Raw genomic sequence first — 17,495 nt, 5'->3', positions numbered from 1 at the left:
GTCGGTCAGCGTGCCGCTGGCTGCGACGGCACGTCCTGCTTTTGTGCCGCGGCTGCCATCAGCGCTTCGAATTCGGACGCGTTCTGAACGATGAGGGTTTCGAGCGTGCCCGTCCGGCCTCGAATGGAGATATTGTAGCTTTCGCGGTTGTTGACGGTAAGGCCCGCATAGCGCACGACGTCGGCGGAAACCGCCAACTGCGCGTCATATTCCTTGGCGAAACCTTCCAGCCGGCTGGCGGCGTTGATCGTGTCGCCGACGGCGGTGAGCGCCGAGGCCTTGCCGTAGCCGATCTGGCCGATGATCGCCGGGCCGGCATGCATGCCCATGGCGATACGCAGCGGCTTGTCCAGTTCGCTCATGAAGTTGCGGTTGAGGACGTCGACGCCCTTGGCGATGCGAACAGTTGCGGTCAGCGCCTGCGCGCAAGCTTCCTCGATGCTATTGTTCAGTCCGAAGATGGCCAGCGCGCCATCGCCGATGAACTTGTCGATCATGCCGCCCGATTCTTCGACAGCCTCGCCGATGGTCTCGAAATAGCGGTTGAGCAGGAAGACCGTATCGAACGGCAGCTGTTGCTGGGCAAGCAGCGTGAAATCGCGCAGGTCGCAGAACAGGACAGCAATGCGGCGCTCGCGGCCGGCCGCTTCCTGTTCGCTCGGCTGAATTTTGAGGCCGACATTATCGGCGCCGAGAATGGGGGAAATGCTGAGATTGTGGTTCGGCCGCAGCTGGCAGGCAAGGCGTACATTGTCCGGCGCGCGGATACGCGCGAGCGTTGCCCTTTCGGCCTCCGTCGCCGGGGGTTGCCGTTCCAATCCTTCCGTTACCCGCACGCGGCAGGTGGAACAGCGTCCGCGTCCACCGCAGATCGACAGGTGCGGGATGCCGGCGGCGCGGCTCGCCTCAAGCACGCTGAAACCCTTGGCAACCGAAATCGCCCTGTCCGGGTAGGTGATCCGGATCTTTCCACGGACCGGAATGAGGCGCGCGATCAAGGTTACGCCAATCGCCGTCATGAGCGTTACGAAGATTGTCACCCGGATATCCGACAGGATTTCGGGGGAGGTTCGAACCGGCTTGAACCAGGCGTCCGAGGGGATGGCCGGGATCGAACGCGCGCCGACGACAAAACCCAACAAAGCCAGAAGCGGAACGAGCAGGGCAAACGAGTAGATCAGCAGGAAATACCGGGGATACCAGTCCCGGCCGCGCATCCAGAACCAGAAGCCAAGACAGCCATGCGACCAGGCCAGCACAAGCGCCGCCGATTGCGTGCTTGCGGTCAACGGATTGGACCACAGGCGCGGCAGAACTTCGTAGTAGCCGTCTCCATACCCGGTCAGCGCCGATTCGATGCGCGTGTTGATGACATGACTGACGAGCAAAAAGGGGAAAGACAGGCCGAAGACGATTTTCAGCGCCTCGCGGATCGGCATGCGCAGTGTCTGCCGTCGATAGAGGCTTTCCAGAGACAGCACGAAATGAACGAGAAGCGAGCCGTAAAGCAGTATCGTTCCCGGCCAGCTTCTCCAGACGAAATTGAAAATTCTGCGCATGTTTTCCATTGCCTCGACCGATACGAGGCCAAGCGCGTGATTGGAAAAATGGGTGAGCAGGAACAGTCCCAGGCAGACGCCTGTCAGCAAATGCAGCCTTTTGCGCGTTCTGGATGAGGCGATTTTCAAACGGGAATCCGGAGTTGGCGGCGAAGCGCCGCATTTTGCTATCGTTTCTTATTGACGAGTTCGCGGTAAGGAGCAACGCACGTTTTGGAGACGCTTTGTCGCAATTTCGTGTCCAATCCGTTATTGCGGGTGCTTATTGTCGTGTCGTATGCCGAAAATCCGGGCCTTTTCCCACAAGGGACCGCAGACGCCCGGGGTTTAGCCGGGCGCCTGCCATCGTTCAGTCCCGATCTCTAAAAGTAGTGATCCCGCTCGATGCCGTCATAACGGCCGGACTTCAGGCAGCAGTGCTTGAAACCGCCTCCGCGATTGGCAGGGGCAGGGATCGTTGCGGCCGAGTTTCTCGATCAGTTCGACGTCGCCGTGAACGAAGCGGTTGCCGGTCTTGACTTTGGTTTCGGAAGGATAAGATTTGCGTCGCTTGGACGTGACCTCAAAAGCTCACGTCGTTGAAGGTTTGGCGTGACATGATTGCCTCCTGTCTTGGGGCGCTGCGACAGATGCAGCGGTGTCTGCATATCAGGTTTGCCATAGCGAGCAAATGCAATCGGCCGCCCGGCTTGCAGCGAGGCGACCGATTCGTGTCGTCGATACGAATTATTCCGCCGCCTGACGGGCCATCGGATTGTTCGGATGGGTCGTCCAGTTGGCATAGTTGGCATCGACCACCTTGCCGGTGCGCTCGTCCAGCGTGCCCGGCTCAAGCCCGACCATGGTGATACAGTCCTGCACGGGACAGACGTTGACGCAGAGATTGCAGCCGACGCATTCGTCTTCCATCACCTCGAAATGTCTCTTGCCATCGACATATTGGGTGATCGCCTGGTGCGAGGTGTCCTCGCAGGCGATGTGGCAGCGGCCGCACTGGATGCAGGCATCCTGGTCGATGCGGGCCTTGGCGATGTAGTTGAGGTTGAGGTACTGCCAGTCGGAAACGTTGGGCACCGCGCGGCCGCAGATATCGTCGAGCGTGCGATGGCCCTTGGTGTCCATCCAGTTGGACAAGCCGGTGATCATTTCCTGGACGATCTTGAAGCCGTAGGTCATGGCTGCGGTGCAGACCTGAACGTTGCCGGCGCCGAGAACGAGGAATTCGGCTGCGTCACGCCAGGTGGTGATGCCGCCGATGCCCGAGATCGGCAGGCCGTAGGTTTCCGGATCGCGGGCGATCTCGGCCACCATGTTCAGCGCGATCGGCTTGACCGCCGGGCCGCAATAGCCGCCATGGCTGCCCTTGCCGTCGATCGAGGGTTCCGGCGAGAACGTGTCGAGATTGACAGAGGTGATCGAGTTGATCGTGTTGATCAGAGAGACGGCATCGGTGCCGCCGCTCTTGGCGGCGCGGGCCGGCTTGCGCACGTCGGTGATGTTCGGCGTCAGCTTGGTAATGACCGGCATGCGGGTATACTGCTTGCACCAGCGCACGACCATTTCGATATATTCCGGCACTTGGCCCACCGCGGCACCCATGCCGCGCTCCGACATGCCGTGCGGACAGCCGAAATTGAGCTCGATGCCATCGGCACCGGTTTCCTCGACCAGCGGCAGGATCGCCTTCCAGGCATTTTCCTCACAGGGAACCATGATCGAGGCGATCAGGGCGCGGTCCGGCCAGTTCATCTTGACCTGCTTCATTTCACGCAGGTTCGTGTAGAGGTCGCGGTCGGTAATCAGCTCGATGTTGTTGAGGCCGAGAAGCCGGCGGTCGGCACCCCAGATGGCGCCATAACGCGGACCGTTGACGTTGACGACCGGTGGGCCTTCCTCGCCCAGCGTCTTCCAGACGACGCCGCCCCAGCCTGCCTTGAAGGCGCGCTCGACATTATAGGCCTTGTCGGTCGGCGGCGCGGACGCCAGCCAGAACGGGTTGGGGGACTTGATACCGACGAAGTTATTACGGAGATCAGCCATTGTTCATTCTCCCCTTCAAGCGACGGCGACAGCCGGCTGCGATGCAGCGGCAAGCACGCGGTTGATCGATTCGGCCGCGTCGCGACCCATGGCGACGGCGGAGACCGTCAGGTCCTCACCGCCCAGCACACAGTCGCCGCCGGCCCAGACGCGGTCGAGCGACGTGCGGCCTTCGTCGTCGATGACGATGCGGCCGGATTGCAGCGTAATGACCCCGAGACCATCGGCCTCGAATGTCTGGCCGATGGCCTTCAGTACATGATCGGCGGTGATCACGCCGGTTTCGCCTGTCGTGATGAGGCGTCCGTCCTCGATCGTGGTGTAGTCGAGTTCGATGCCTGCCACCTTGCCGTCGCGGGCGATGACGCGTTTCGGCTGCAGCCAATGGCGGATGGTGACGCCCTTGGCGGCAGCAAGATCCTGCTCGAACTCCGAGGCGTTCATGTTCTCCTTGCCGCGGCGGTAGCAGATGGTCACTTCCTCGGCGCCAAGCAGCTTTGCCTGCACGGCCGCATCGACGGCGGTCATGCCGCCGCCAAGCACCACGACCCGGCGGCCGACGGGGATGTCCGATTTGGTTTCCGATTGCCTGAGAGCGGCGATGAAATCGACCGCATCCTCGACGCCTTCGGCGGTTTCGCCTTCGGCCCGCAGTGCGTTGACGCCGGCAAGACCGAGGCCGAGGAAGACGGCGTCATGCTTGGCCAGCATGTCGCTCAGCGAAAAATCGCGCCCGAGCATCTGGCGGTTGCGGATTTCGATGCCGCCGATGGCGAGTACGTAGTCGACTTCGGCCTGGGCGAAGTCGTCGACCGCCTTGTAGGTGGCGATACCGTATTCGTTGAGGCCGCCGGCTTTTTCGCGCGCGTCGTAGATGACGACGTCGTGACCCTTGACGGCCAGCCGGTGGGCGCAGGCGAGACCTGCCGGGCCTGCGCCGACGACGGCAATGGATTTACCGGTCGGTTCTGCACGCTCGTAGAACTGACGGTTTTCGCGCATGGCGATATCGGTCGCGTAACGCTGCAGCCGCCCGATCTCGACCGGGCGATGTTCGGCGGTATTGCGCACACAGGCCTGCTCGCAGAGCGTTTCGGTGGGACAGACGCGGGCACACATGCCGCCCAGAATGTTCTGGTCGAAGATGGTGTTGGCCGAGCCGATCGGGTTTCCTGTCGATATCTGCCGGATGAACAGCGGGATATCGATGGAGGTGGGACAGGCCGTCATGCAGGGCGCGTCGTAGCAGAAGTAGCAGCGGTCGGACGCGACCAGCGCCTCGTGCTCGTCCAGCGGCGGATGCAGGTCGGAAAAATTCTTTTCATATTCCACTGGCGAGAGGCGCCCGCTCAGTATTCCAGTTTCAGTCGTTCCCATTTTTTGCTCCCAAATGTCAGGCCTCAGGATGATGAAACGGTAACACGCTTTATTTTTTTATCAAACGGTAAAATTTTAAAAATGAAATCGCGGGAATCTAGGCGGCGCAGGGGTTTCGCCAGGCTTCCAACCAATATGGCAATGGTCTGTATTTGACAGAAGGCGGGAAAAAGTGTCAGCACATTGCCTAGGGAGTACAGCAGATGGCGCGCAGACCGGAAGGCAATAACAGGCTTGATGACGCCGCGCGTGCGGGCTGGCTCTATTATGTTGCCGGGCGTACCCAGGACGAGATCGCTTCCGCGATGGGCATTTCCCGCCAATCAGCGCAGCGGCTGGTTTCGCTGGCCATGGCCGAGCGCCTGATCAAGGTTCGCCTCGACCATCCGATTGCCGCCTGTCTCGAACTGGGGCTTCGGCTGAAGGAAAAATTCGACCTCAAGCAGGTGGATATCGTGCCGAGCGATCCCGGGTCTTCCTCAACGACGGTCGGCATTGCCGAAGCGGGGGCGGCCGAAATCGAGCGCTGGCTGAAATCGACCGATCCGATCATTCTGGCCATTGGCACAGGCCGAACGCTGAAGGCGGCGATCGACCAGCTTCCGGCAATGGAATGTCCGCAGCATCGCATAGTGTCCCTGACCGGTAATATCGGTCTCGACGGATCGGCTGCCTATTACAACGTCATCTTCTCAATGGCGGATGCGGTCAAGGCGCGGCATTTTCCGATGCCGCTGCCGGTTCTCGTATCCTCGCCGGAGGAGCGGGCGGTGCTGCACAGCCAGGCGCTGGTGAAATCGGCGCTGCAGCTTGGCGCCGAGGCGAATGTCGCTTTCGTCGGCGTCGGCGAACTCGGCCAGCAGGCGCCTTTGTGCGAGGATGGTTTCCTGGCCCCCGACGAGATGGCGCGGCTGATGGACGAGGGTGCCGCAGGCGAGATCTGCGGCTGGATGTTCGATCGCGAGGGGCAGATGATGCCCGGCAGCATCAACAAGCGCGTCGCGAGCGTGCCCTTGCCGTCGCGTGATTCGGCAACGGTCATCGGCATTGCCAAAGGCCAGCGAAAATACGTCGCGTTGAGAGCTGCGCTCAAAGGTCGCGTGATCAACGGCGTCATCACCGACGAGACGACCGCAGAGTATTTGCTCAACAGCTGAGCGAATACCCACAAATTTTCACGAACAAAATCAAATCAGTAAGGGATCGTTTCTGCGGTGCAGCAACGAATGCGATTGACATTTTTTGCAAACGTGTGAGTAATTGCCCACGAGCAAGGCAAATGCTCATAACTCTTCTGGGAGGAAGATATATGAACTTGAAAACTTTTTTGCTGGGCACGTGCTCGGCAGTCGTCATCGCGGGTTTTGCACAGGCAGAAACCCTCACCATTGCAACGGTGAACAACGGTGACATGGTCCGGATGCAGACGCTGACGGACGATTTTACCAAGGCAAATCCCGACATCCAGCTCGAATGGGTCACCCTCGAAGAGAACGTGCTGCGCGAACGCGTCACCACGGATATCGCAACCAAGGGCGGCCAGTACGACGTTCTGACGATCGGCACCTATGAAGTTCCGATCTGGGCCAAGCAGGGCTGGCTCCTGCCGCTCGAAAAGCTCGGCGCCGATTACGACGTCGACGACCTGCTGCCGGCTATCCGCTCGGGCCTCACCATGGACGACAAGCTCTATGCGGCTCCGTTCTATGGCGAAAGCTCGATGGTCATGTACCGCAAGGACCTGATCGAAAAGGCCGGGCTGACCATGCCCGACGCTCCGACCTGGGAATTCATCGGCGAGGCAGCCCGCAAGATGACCGACCGTGCGGCCGGCATCAACGGCATCTGCCTTCGCGGCAAGGCCGGCTGGGGCGAGAACATGGCGTTTCTGACCGCCACGTCCAATGCCTTCGGCGCTCGCTGGTTTGACGAGAACTGGAAGCCCCAGTTCGATCAGCCGGAATGGAAAGCCACGCTCGACATGTACGTCAAGCTGATGAACGACGCAGGCCCGCAGGGTGCCTCGTCCAACGGCTTCAACGAAAACCTGGCGCTCTTCCAGCAGGGCAAGTGCGGAATGTGGATCGACGCCACGGTTGCAGCGTCGTTCGTGACCAACCCGAAGGACTCGACGGTTGCCGACAAGGTCGGTTTCGCTCTTGCTCCCGACACAGGTCTCGGCAAGCGCGGCAACTGGCTGTGGGCCTGGAACCTTGCCATTCCGGCAGGTACCCAGAAGGCGGACGCCGCCGAGAAGTTCGTGTCCTGGGCAACCAGCAAGCACTATCTCGACATCGTCGCCGCCAAGGAAGGCTGGGCAAACGTCCCTCCGGGCACGCGCACCTCGCTCTATGAAAATGCCGAGTATCAGAAGGCGGCTCCGTTCGCCAAGATGACGCTCGACAGCATCAATGCCGCCGACCCGAAGAACCCGTCCGTAAAGCCGGTGCCTTACGTTGGCGTTCAGTTCGTCGCCATCCCGGAATTCCAGGGTCTCGGCACGACGGTCGGGCAGCTCTTCTCCGCCGCTCTGGCAGGCCAGATGACGGTTGACGATGCGCTGGCTCAGGCACAGCAGGTAACCACTCGCGAAATGACCCGCGGCGGCTACATCAAGTAAGCGTCTCCCAAGGACGTGGCTGTCCGGATACCATTCATCCGGGCAGCCAACTCCTCGACGGCCCAGAGTGTGCCGCGGCGCAAATTTTTTATACGCGCCATGTTTAAACTTTACGCATGATAATATAGTAAGCGAGACCAACGCACCGATTTGTCATAACGTCGGGCGGCATGGCAGAGGGAGGGTTGTTCCATGGCTACGCAGAATACGAAGGCGCTTGCGCGCTGGATGATGGCCCCGTCCGTCGGGCTTCTCCTGATCTGGATGATCGTTCCGCTGGCAATGACGCTGTGGTTCTCGTTCCAGAACTACAACCTGCTCAATCCCGGCAATGTCAGCTTCGCTGGCCTGTTCAATTACCAGTATTTCTACACGGATCCGGCCTTCTTCCAGTCCATCTGGAACACGATGGTCCTCGTTGTGGGTGTACTTCTGATCACCGTCATCGGTGGTATCGCGCTCGGTCTGCTGCTCGATCAGCCGATGTTCGGGCAGGGGATCGTGCGCATCATGATCATTTCGCCGTTCTTCGTCATGCCGCCGGTGGCAGCGCTCGTCTGGAAGAACATGATCATGCATCCGGGCTACGGCGTGTTCGCCGATATCAGCCGTGCCCTCGGTCTTCAGCCGGTTGACTGGTTCGCGCAATATCCGCTGTTTTCCATCATCATCATCGTCGCCTGGCAGTGGCTGCCGTTTGCAACGCTCATTCTTCTGACCGCGCTGCAATCACTGGACGGAGAACAGAAGGAAGCGGCCGAGATGGACGGCGCCAATTTCGTCAACCGGTTCATCTATCTGACGCTGCCGCATCTGGCCCGCTCGATCACCGTCGTCATCCTGATCCAGACGATCTTCCTGCTTGGTGTCTATGCCGAAATTCTCGTCACCACCAATGGTGGCCCGGGCTACGCATCGACGAACCTGCCGTTCCTGATCTACCGCACGGCTCTACTCGGTTATGATGTCGGCGGCGCTTCGGCGGGCGGCATCATCGCAGTCATCCTCGCCAATATCGTCGCCTTCTTCCTGATGCGCGCCGTTGGCAAGAACCTCGACAGATAAGGGAGGCTAGACCATGGCCCGTGCAGTCTCGACCAGAAAAACCGTCGTCGTCACGATCTTCGCATGGATCGTCGCCCTGATCATCTTCTTTCCGATCCTTTACACGATCATCACCAGCTTCAAGTCCGAAACCGAGGCGATCCAGGGTTTCAGCCTGATCCCGTCAGGCACGGTCGAGAGCTACGGGGCCGTGCAGGCGCAGAGCAACTACTTCAAGTTCTTCCTGAACTCTGTCGTCCTGTCGCTTGGCTCGACCTTCCTGGCGCTTCTGATCTCGGTGCCGGCAGCATGGTCGATGGCTTTTTCGCCGACGGCCAAGACCAAGGACATCCTGATGTGGATGCTTTCCACCAAGATGATGCCTGCCGTGGCCGTGCTGGTGCCGATCTACCTGATCTTCCGTGATTTCGGCCTGCTCGACAGCCGCATCGGCCTGACGGTGATGCTGACGATGATCAACCTGCCGATCGTGATCTGGATGCTCTACACCTACTTCCGCGAAATTCCCGGCGAGATCCTGGAAGCTGCGCGGATGGACGGTGCTTCGCTCTGGGGCGAGATCTTCTATGTCCTGACGCCGATGGCGGTGCCCGGCATCGCATCGACCATGCTGCTCAACATCATTCTCGCCTGGAACGAAGCCTTCTGGACGATCCGTCTGACCACGACCAATGCAGCACCGCTCACAGCCTTCATCGCTTCCTTCTCCAGTCCGCAAGGTCTGTTCTGGGCAAAGCTTTCGGCGGCCTCGACGCTGGCGATCGCGCCGATCCTGATCATGGGCTGGTTCAGCCAGAAGCAACTTGTCCGCGGCCTGACCTTCGGCGCCGTGAAGTAACTTAAGAAAAGACTTGGGAGGCACGCATGGGCAATATTCAACTGAAAAAGGTCAACAAATCCTTCGGCGCGACGCAGGTCATTCCGGGAATCGACCTGATGATCAACGAGGGCGAGTTCGTCGTCTTCGTCGGCCCCTCGGGCTGCGGAAAGTCGACGCTGCTGCGCTTGATCGCCGGCCTGGAGGATACGTCCTCGGGCACGATCGAGATCGACGGCCGCGATGTCACAGGCACGGCACCGGCGAAACGTGGGCTGGCCATGGTGTTCCAGTCCTATGCGCTTTACCCGCATATGTCGGTGCGCAACAATATCGCATTTCCGTTGAAGATGGCGAAACTCGATCCGGCGTTGATCGACAAGAAGGTGACGGAGGCAGCCCGCGTGCTCAACCTCACCAACTATCTCGACCGCCGTCCGGGCCAGCTCTCCGGCGGCCAGCGCCAGCGCGTCGCCATCGGCCGTGCCATCGTGCGCGAACCCTCGGCATTCCTGTTCGACGAGCCGCTGTCCAACCTCGACGCTGCCTTGCGCGGCACGATGCGGCTCGAAATCAGCGAACTTCATCATCAGCTGAAGACAACGATGATCTACGTCACCCACGACCAGGTCGAGGCCATGACCATGGCCGACAAGATCGTGGTTCTCAACGCCGGCAACATCGAGCAGGTGGGCTCGCCGCTTGATCTCTATCACCGGCCGGACAATATCTTCGTCGCCGGCTTCATCGGTTCGCCGCGCATGAATTTCGCGACAGGCGAATTCTCCAAACCGTACAACGCCCATTCGATCGGCGTCCGCCCGGAGCATCTCCAGCTGTCGACGCAGTCGGGCGCCTGGCGCGGCGTGGTCGGCGTGGCCGAGCATCTAGGCTCGGATACCTTCCTGCACATTCATGTCGACGGTATCGGTCTGGTCACGGCCCGCGTCGGCGGGGATTTCGCGGTCACGCATGGCGACCAGGTTTTCCTGACGCCGGAAGAGGGCCGGGTTCATAAATTCGACGACAAGGGACTGGCAATTCGATGACACGGCTACAGGGAAAAAGCGCGCTGATCACAGGATCGGCGCGTGGTATCGGGCGCGCTTTCGCGGAGGCTTATATCCGCGAAGGGGCGACGGTCGCCATCGCTGACATCAATCTCGATCGCGCGAAAGCGACTGCTGCCGAGATAGGTCCAGCGGCCTATGCGATTGAGATGGACGTGACCAACCAGGCTTCCATCGATGCGGCGATTGCCGCTGTCGTGGAAAAAGCCGGCGGTCTCGATATTCTGGTCAACAATGCCGCCCTGTTCGATCTCGCCCCCATCGTCGAGATCACGCGGGAAAGTTATGACCGTCTCTTTACGATCAATGTCTCCGGCACGCTCTTTACCATGCAAGCTGCTGCAAAGCAGATGATCGCGCAGGGACGCGGCGGCAAGATCATCAACATGGCCAGCCAGGCGGGGCGCCGCGGGGAAGCTCTTGTCGCCGTTTATTGCGCCACCAAGGCGGCGGTCATCAGCCTGACCCAGTCGGCCGGGCTGGACCTGATCAAGCACGGCATCAACGTCAATGCGATTGCACCCGGCGTCGTCGATGGCGAGCACTGGGACGGCGTCGATGCGCTATTTGCCAAGTTCGAGAACCGGCCGCTCGGCGAGAAGAAGAAACTGGTGGCTGCCGAAGTTCCGTTCGGACGCATGGGAACGGCCGAAGACTTGACGGGCATGGCGATCTTCCTCGCCTCCGCTGAGAGCAACTATGTCGTTTCGCAGACCTACAATGTCGATGGCGGCAACTGGATGAGCTGATCGAAGCTCGTCGAAAGGAATGAACATGACGACCAAACTTTCGCTCGCCAATCTTGACGCCATCAAGGCGACCGCCGCGATCCCGGCCTATGACCGGTCGACATTGAAGGCGGGCATCGTCCATTTCGGCGTCGGCAATTTTCATCGCGCCCATCAGGCGATCTATCTCGACGATCTCTTCAACACGGGCAGCGATCACGATTGGGCAATCGTCGGGGCAGGGGTTTTGCCGTCCGACGAGGCGATGCGGGCGAAACTTGAGGAACAGGACTTCCTGACGACAGTCGTCGAACAGGACAATAACAAGAGTGCCGCGCGCGTCACTGCGCCGATGATCGATTATCTGCGGCCGGGCAATGCGGCGGCGACGGCTGCAAGACTTGCCGATCCGACGATCCGCATTGTCTCATTGACGATCACGGAGGGCGGCTATTTCATCGACCCAGCCTCCGGCGCCTTCAATCCCGAGCATCCGGCGATCGTCGCCGACAGTCAGAACCCGGGCGATCCGAAAACCGTGTTCGGTCTGATCATCGCGGGCCTGAAAGCGCGCAGGGACAAGGGCATCGTGCCGTTCACCGTGATGTCCTGCGACAATATTCCGGGCAATGGCGAAGTCACCCACGCCGCCGTGTCAGGCCTGGCACGGCTCTCCGATCCGGCGCTTGCCGAATGGATCGAAGCCAACGTGGCATTTCCCAACGGCATGGTGGACCGTATCACACCGGCGACCGGACCACGCGAAGTCGGCATTGTGGCCGACGACTATGGTATTGACGACAACTGGCCGGTCTTCTGTGAGGAATTCAAGCAATGGGTGCTGGAAGATCATTTTCCAGCTGGCCGCCCGGCGCTTGAAAAGGTCGGTGTCCAGTTCGTGCCGGATGTGGCGCCCTATGAGCACATGAAGATCCGCATTCTGAATGGCGGCCATGCGGCGATTGCCTATCCCGCGGCGCTTCTCGACATCCATTTCGTCCATGAGGCGATGGAGGATAAGACGGTCTGCGCGTTTCTGGCCAAGCTTGAACAGGACGAAATCATTCCGGTCATCCCGCCGGTGCCGAACACGGATCTCAATACCTATTTCAAAAAGGTGGAGTCGCGCCTGTTCAATCCAAAGATCGGAGACACGATCCCGCGTCTGGCGCAGGACGGCTCCAACCGGCAGCCGAAGTTCATCCTGCCGACGACAGCCGACCGATTGCGGCGCGGCGAAGACGTCGTCGGCCTGGCGCTGGTCTCGGCGCTCTGGTGCCGCTACTTCGCGGGAACCTCCGATAGCGGCAAGGCTATCGCCTTCAACGATGCCAGTGCCGACCGGCTTCATGCGGCGGCCATTGAAGCCAAGGACGATCCACAGGCCTTCCTTGCGCTTTCGGATATCTTCGGCGATGTTGCGCAATCAACGCTGTTTCAAAGGCGGTTTGCACACGCGTTGCGGACGCTTTGGGACAAGGGCACGCGGGCAACGCTTCAGCTCTATCTCGACGGCAAACTTGGAGAATGATCTCATGACGCTTCAGTCCTTGCGTAACGTCGCGGCTGCAATAGGCGCTCGATCTGGCACGCAAGCGGCCGCTTGATGGAGATGACCGCGCATCCGCCCAAACTGGTGATTTTCGATTGCGACGGCGTGCTGGTGGACAGCGAACCGTTGTCGCTCGATGTGCTTGTTCGCGTGCTGCGCAATGCCGGTGTCGATATGGATGCCGAGGAGGCGACGGAACGGTTCCTCGGCAAGAGCCTGAAGACGATGTCGGATATTCTGCATGAGGACTACGGTCTTGCGGTGGACGATCATTTTCTCGAGGAGATGCGCCTCGATCTCTACGAGCGCTTTCGCCAGGAACTGCAGCCGGTTGCTGGTGTCGCAACAGCGCTTGACCAGCTTGATATCGCCCGATGTGTCGCCTCTTCGAGCCAGATGGAGCGCATCCGGCTCTCCCTGACCATCACAGGATTGATCGACAAGCTTGATCCCTATCTGTTCAGCTCGAGCATGGTCGAGCGCGGCAAGCCTGCACCGGATCTCTTCCTGCACGCTGCCGCCAAGATGGCCACCCCACCCGAAAATTGCATTGTCGTGGAAGACAGCCCGGCTGGCATAGAAGCTGCCAAGGCCGCAGGCATGCGGGTTTTCGCGTTTGCCGGCGCTTCGCATGCAAAGTCGGAGCGGCATCTGGAAACGCTGCGGCAGCTCGACCCCGATGTGCTGTTTGACGACATGCGGGAATTGATCCATCTTATCCGCAAAGAACAAAGGGACGGGAACGCAGGGCTCTGATGGCTGATTTGATCGTTGCTGTCGATGTCGGAACCGGCAGCGCCCGTGCTGGCATTTTCGATCGGCATGGCAAGCAGCTGGCCCGGGCGGATTATCCGATCGCGATGAACCGGCCGGAAGAAAATCACGCCGAGCATGATTCCGAAAATATCTGGACGGCCGTCTGCATTGCCGTCAAAACGGCGCGCGCCAAGGCTGGGGTGCCCGCCGAAGCCATTGCTGCGATCGGGTTTGATGCGACGTGCTCGTTGGTCGTGCGCGACAGAAACGGCGCCCCCTTGTCCGTCAATCGCAAGGGCGATCCGCGCTGGGACACGATCGTATGGCTCGATCATCGCGCCCTGAAGCAGGCCGATTTCTGCACGGCCACGGAACATCCGGTGCTGAACCATTCCGGTCGCGTCATGTCGCCGGAAATGGAAATGCCGAAGCTCATGTGGTTGAAGCAGAACCTGCCGCAACAATGGGAAAGGGCGGGATATTTCTTCGATCTCGCCGATTTCATGTCCTGGCGGGCGACCGGCAATGCGGCGCGGTCCCGCTGCACGCTGACAGCCAAGTGGAACTATTTGTCCCATGAGGAGACCGGCTGGCAGGACGGGTTCCTTGCCAGGATCGGGCTTGAGGACCTGCGGGAGCGGGGCGGGCTGCCGGAGGAAACGCTGCCGGTCGGACAATCGACAGGGCATCTGACCGCTGCGGCTGCGGTAGAACTGGGCCTGCATGAGACCTGCCAGGTGGCGACGGGGCTGATCGATGCCTATGCCGGCGCCATCGGTGTTCTCGGCGAATTTGCCGGCGAGCCCGAGCGGCTGGAGCGGCAACTTGCCCTGATCGCCGGAACCTCCAGCTGCATCGTCGCCTTCTCCAAGGAGATGAAATCGGGCTTTGGAATGTGGGGCCCCTATTTCGAGGCCGCATTTCCAGGCAGCTGGCTGATCGAGGGCGGGCAGTCGGCGACAGGCGCGCTGCTCGATCATGTCGTCCGCAGCCACAGCGCCGGCGGGGAGCCGGATGCTGAAGTTCATCAGAGGATCGTTCTGCGCATTCAGGAACTGCGGGCCGCTCATGGAACCGAATTCGCGGCGCGGCTGCATGTGCTGCCGGATTTTCATGGAAACCGCTCGCCGCTCGCCGATCCGCACGCGCTTGGCGTGATCAGCGGCCTGACGCTCGACAGTTCGTTCGATGCGCTTTGCCGGCTTTACTGGCGCACCTGTGTCGCCATTGCGCTTGGCATTCGCCATATTCTGGAAACGATGAAACAGGCCGGTTACGATCTCGACACGCTGCATATAACAGGCGGCCATGTGCGCAATCCGCTATTGATGGAGCTCTACTCCGACGTGACGGGTTGCACGGTCGTCGTGCCGGAAACGAACGACGCCGTTCTATTGGGCACCGCCATGGTCGCGTCGGTCGCAGGCGGTCTCTATCCGGATCTTGGCGCAGCCGGACCGGCCATGTCACCTGGTGGGCACGCACGATATCCAAACGCGGAGATGCGGGAAACCTATGACCGCGACTATCGAAAGTTCTTGAGCCTCTATCGGCACCGCGCCGAACTGGAATCGCTCTGAACGCGACCGTTTCAATGCGTGAAGAGTTTTGTTGAAAAAATCAAAAACCGAGCGGAACTTTTTCCCGATGGGTTCGTTTAGGTGATGTCCGGATCGTGGTTCGTGTCGCCCCCAATGCGAACCACCCATAAATGATCCGACATCCAGCTCACACGCCCCCTCGGTGAGTTGTCAATATCAGCCAGTGCCTTCCCCGGGCGCTGGCTGTTCTTTTTCAAGCGACCGCTCGAAAGACGTTTCACCCCGCGCACGCCCGGAAGCACCAGGATGGGTATCATTCCTCGACGTGGTCGATGATTTCGTATTCCCGCGATGGAATGGTCAGGTGATATTCAATGCGATCGGGTGTCGTCAGATACATCGCCCGACCGCCGATCGCTACCGGCACGACACGCTCCAGAACCGTACGCGCAAAGGTATGCTCGTCTGCCTCCCGCAGGGTAGCGGCGGGAGGCAGGTGTTCGATCCATGCCAGTTCGATGGCATCATTGTCATCGAGGATCGTCCCGAAACAATCGATCGTCAGCGAGTTCACGCCTGCCGAGATCGCGCCATGGGATGCGGAATTGACGATAAGTTCGTGCAGCGCTAGCCCGATATGCAGCGTCGCATTCGGCGACAGATGGGCATTGATACCGTTGACCGAGATCGGCGTTTCGGAATTGGGCCAGTAGGCACTGAATTGCCGTTCGATCAGTGCGAAGAGATAGGCGCCGCGCCAACTGGAATCGGTGACGAGGTCCTGCGAATAGGCAAGCGACTGGATGCGTCCCCGAAATTTGATGAGAAAATAGTCCAGCGACAGGGCTTGGCGCGCTGTCTGCGTTGCGATCCCCTGGATGATTGCCAGCAGGTTCTTCGAGCGGTGGCTGAGTTCGCGCAGCAGGGTTTTAAGGATGCGCTCGCGATGCCGGGTTTCCGAAATGTCGGTAATCACGGAAAGAATTCCGGTCATCCCCTGCGTATCGACACGTTCGATGTCTATCCGGTAGGTCAGGATGCCGGTGGCAGACGCCACGTCGATTTCAGTCGAGGCGGGATTGTTGTTGCGCGCCACGTCGCGCTTCAATGCGGTCAAGCGGGCGCCATCTTCGGCTCCAAACGTCTCCTCGTCTGCCTGCTTTGCCGTTGCCAGCGACTGCAGTCCTTCAGGCAGATTTCCGGAAAGAACGGCGTCAAGATCGTCCGATTGATAGAGATAGCCCGAACCTGATTTCTTCAAAACCAGCTCCATCAAGACCGCGCTGGTATTGGCTCCGGTCTTGATGGGGGCTGAACTGCCTGCATTGCCCACGCGATATGCCTTCCATTCTCTGATCGATTGTTCGCTCAGCTCCCGCGCCCACGAAAGAAGCGCATTCGTCCGATCGGTATTTCGACAGGAAACTGGCCGGGCTTAGATGTCGGCGTGTTTCACCGGGGCGCTCTTGGCGCCCCGCGTCATTGGATAGAGAGATTGTTCGCCCGGATGCCGCGGGCGAAGGCATTTCAGGCTGCGGCCTTGGTGGATTCGTTGAAGAATAGCGCCTGGCTGATCAGCGCCTTGACCATGTCCGGGTTAAACGGCTTGGTGACGAGGAAAGTCGGCTCGGGCCGCTCGCCGGTCAGCAGACGTTCGGGGAACGCCGTGATGAAAATCACCGGAATGGCCGTGTTCTTCAATATATCGTTGACCGCGTCGATACCCGAGCTACCGTCGGCAAGCTGAATATCGGCGAGCACCATGCTCGGCCGGGTCGCCTTGAACAGCGCCACGGCCTCGTCGCGCGTGCGCGCGATGCCGGTGACCTTATGCCCGAGGCTCTCGACCATCTGTTCGATGTCGATCGCAATCAGCGGCTCGTCCTCGATGATCATGATATCGGTTGCGACCTGGCGGGAAATCTCTTCCGATGCACGCTCAAGCAACTGGTTCATGCCGCTCTCGCTCGTGTCGAGGACTTCGGCCGCCTCGCTCGTGCGGAACCCTTCGACCGAAACAAGCAGGAAGGCCTGCCGGGCGAGCGGCGAGACGGACGCGAGATTGATCGATGCCCGCTTTTCCCACGCAAACGGAGACACCGGTTCCGGGATCAAAACGGACGATGAGCCGAAGAGCTTCGTATAGAGCTGAAACAGGGCGACCCTGTCGCTGCTGGCTTGCGGGAAGATGGCGACATCCGCGATCAGCGCCTCCAGAACGGCCGCGACATACGCGTCGCCCGAGGTCTGCGATCCGGTCAACGCACGCGAATATCTGCGCAAATAGGGCAGGAACGGGGCGATCCGGGTGGAAAGTGACATATATGAACTCCCTCAATCTGGCCGATGTGATGGCCATGACAGCGGGGA

The 17,495-nt window shown here is 60.2% G+C and carries 15 protein-coding genes; 9 read left to right on the top strand and 6 right to left on the bottom strand.

From position 1 onward, the window contains the following. Nucleotides 1–5: 5 nt before the first annotated feature. From J2Z75_RS23660 to J2Z75_RS23645, 4 genes are all read right to left on the bottom strand, one after another. Nucleotides 6–1,688, bottom strand: a complete 1,683-nt coding sequence (locus J2Z75_RS23660) for an adenylate/guanylate cyclase domain-containing protein (RefSeq protein WP_209855356.1) — start codon at nucleotides 1,686–1,688, stop codon at nucleotides 6–8. Nucleotides 1,689–1,949: 261 nt separating this feature from the next. After that, nucleotides 1,950–2,036 carry an SEC-C metal-binding domain-containing protein gene (locus tag J2Z75_RS29355; RefSeq protein ID WP_244506519.1) on the bottom strand — a complete coding sequence of 29 codons (87 nt, stop codon included), beginning with the start codon at nucleotides 2,034–2,036 and terminating at the stop codon, nucleotides 1,950–1,952. A gap of 249 nt (nucleotides 2,037–2,285) precedes the next feature. Further along, complete coding sequence (gene preA, locus J2Z75_RS23650; protein ID WP_209855355.1) at nucleotides 2,286–3,599, bottom strand: NAD-dependent dihydropyrimidine dehydrogenase subunit PreA; 1,314 nt, start codon at nucleotides 3,597–3,599, stop codon at nucleotides 2,286–2,288. Between the two features lie 15 nt (nucleotides 3,600–3,614). Continuing rightward, nucleotides 3,615–4,976, bottom strand: coding sequence for an NAD(P)-dependent oxidoreductase (locus J2Z75_RS23645; protein WP_209855353.1), 1,362 nt, complete (start codon nucleotides 4,974–4,976; stop codon nucleotides 3,615–3,617). Nucleotides 4,977–5,179: 203 nt separating this feature from the next. Here J2Z75_RS23645 and J2Z75_RS23640 point away from each other — a divergent pair, with 203 nt between their 5' ends. From J2Z75_RS23640 to J2Z75_RS23600, 9 genes are all read left to right on the top strand, one after another. Then, complete coding sequence (locus tag J2Z75_RS23640; protein ID WP_209855351.1) at nucleotides 5,180–6,133, top strand: sugar-binding transcriptional regulator; 954 nt, start codon at nucleotides 5,180–5,182, stop codon at nucleotides 6,131–6,133. Between the two features lie 152 nt (nucleotides 6,134–6,285). After that, nucleotides 6,286–7,596: an ABC transporter substrate-binding protein gene (locus tag J2Z75_RS23635; RefSeq protein ID WP_209855349.1), complete on the top strand. Its 1,311-nt coding sequence runs from the start codon at nucleotides 6,286–6,288 to the stop codon at nucleotides 7,594–7,596. Nucleotides 7,597–7,788: 192 nt separating this feature from the next. Then, nucleotides 7,789–8,661, top strand: coding sequence for a carbohydrate ABC transporter permease (locus tag J2Z75_RS23630; protein ID WP_209855348.1), 873 nt, complete (start codon nucleotides 7,789–7,791; stop codon nucleotides 8,659–8,661). Nucleotides 8,662–8,674: 13 nt separating this feature from the next. Continuing rightward, on the top strand, nucleotides 8,675–9,499 hold the full coding sequence (locus J2Z75_RS23625) for a carbohydrate ABC transporter permease (RefSeq protein ID WP_209855347.1): 825 nt from the start codon (nucleotides 8,675–8,677) through the stop codon (nucleotides 9,497–9,499). Between the two features lie 26 nt (nucleotides 9,500–9,525). Beyond that, a complete protein-coding gene (locus J2Z75_RS23620; RefSeq protein WP_209855346.1) occupies nucleotides 9,526–10,527 on the top strand; it encodes an ABC transporter ATP-binding protein in 1,002 nt (333 codons plus the stop codon). Next, the gene (locus J2Z75_RS23615) at nucleotides 10,524–11,297 is read left to right on the top strand and encodes an L-iditol 2-dehydrogenase (protein WP_209855345.1); all 774 of its coding nucleotides are present in this window, start codon (nucleotides 10,524–10,526) and stop codon (nucleotides 11,295–11,297) included. The genes J2Z75_RS23620 and J2Z75_RS23615 overlap by 4 nt, the downstream gene beginning before the upstream one ends. Before the next feature lie 25 nt (nucleotides 11,298–11,322). Continuing rightward, nucleotides 11,323–12,807, top strand: coding sequence for a mannitol dehydrogenase family protein (locus tag J2Z75_RS23610; RefSeq protein ID WP_209855344.1), 1,485 nt, complete (start codon nucleotides 11,323–11,325; stop codon nucleotides 12,805–12,807). A gap of 75 nt (nucleotides 12,808–12,882) precedes the next feature. After that, nucleotides 12,883–13,584 (top strand): HAD family hydrolase, encoded by a 702-nt coding sequence (locus J2Z75_RS23605; RefSeq protein WP_407692816.1) that lies wholly within the window; start codon nucleotides 12,883–12,885, stop codon nucleotides 13,582–13,584. Then, nucleotides 13,584–15,164 carry an FGGY-family carbohydrate kinase gene (locus J2Z75_RS23600; RefSeq protein WP_209855343.1) on the top strand — a complete coding sequence of 527 codons (1,581 nt, stop codon included), beginning with the start codon at nucleotides 13,584–13,586 and terminating at the stop codon, nucleotides 15,162–15,164. The genes J2Z75_RS23605 and J2Z75_RS23600 overlap by 1 nt, the downstream gene beginning before the upstream one ends. Before the next feature lie 274 nt (nucleotides 15,165–15,438). Here the strand turns inward: J2Z75_RS23600 and J2Z75_RS23595 are convergent, their stop codons facing one another. Then, a complete protein-coding gene (locus J2Z75_RS23595) occupies nucleotides 15,439–16,386 on the bottom strand; it encodes a sensor histidine kinase (protein ID WP_234937528.1) in 948 nt (315 codons plus the stop codon). Nucleotides 16,387–16,652: 266 nt separating this feature from the next. Next, nucleotides 16,653–17,447, bottom strand: a complete 795-nt coding sequence (locus tag J2Z75_RS23590) for a response regulator (RefSeq protein WP_209855342.1) — start codon at nucleotides 17,445–17,447, stop codon at nucleotides 16,653–16,655. Nucleotides 17,448–17,495: the final 48 nt, after the last annotated feature.

The organism is Rhizobium herbae (genome assembly GCF_017873135.1).
Taxonomy (GTDB): Bacteria; Pseudomonadota; Alphaproteobacteria; order Rhizobiales; family Rhizobiaceae; genus Pararhizobium; species Pararhizobium herbae.
The sequence above is the reverse complement of the archived record's forward strand: the minus strand, read 5'-3'. Positions and strand labels throughout refer to the sequence as shown.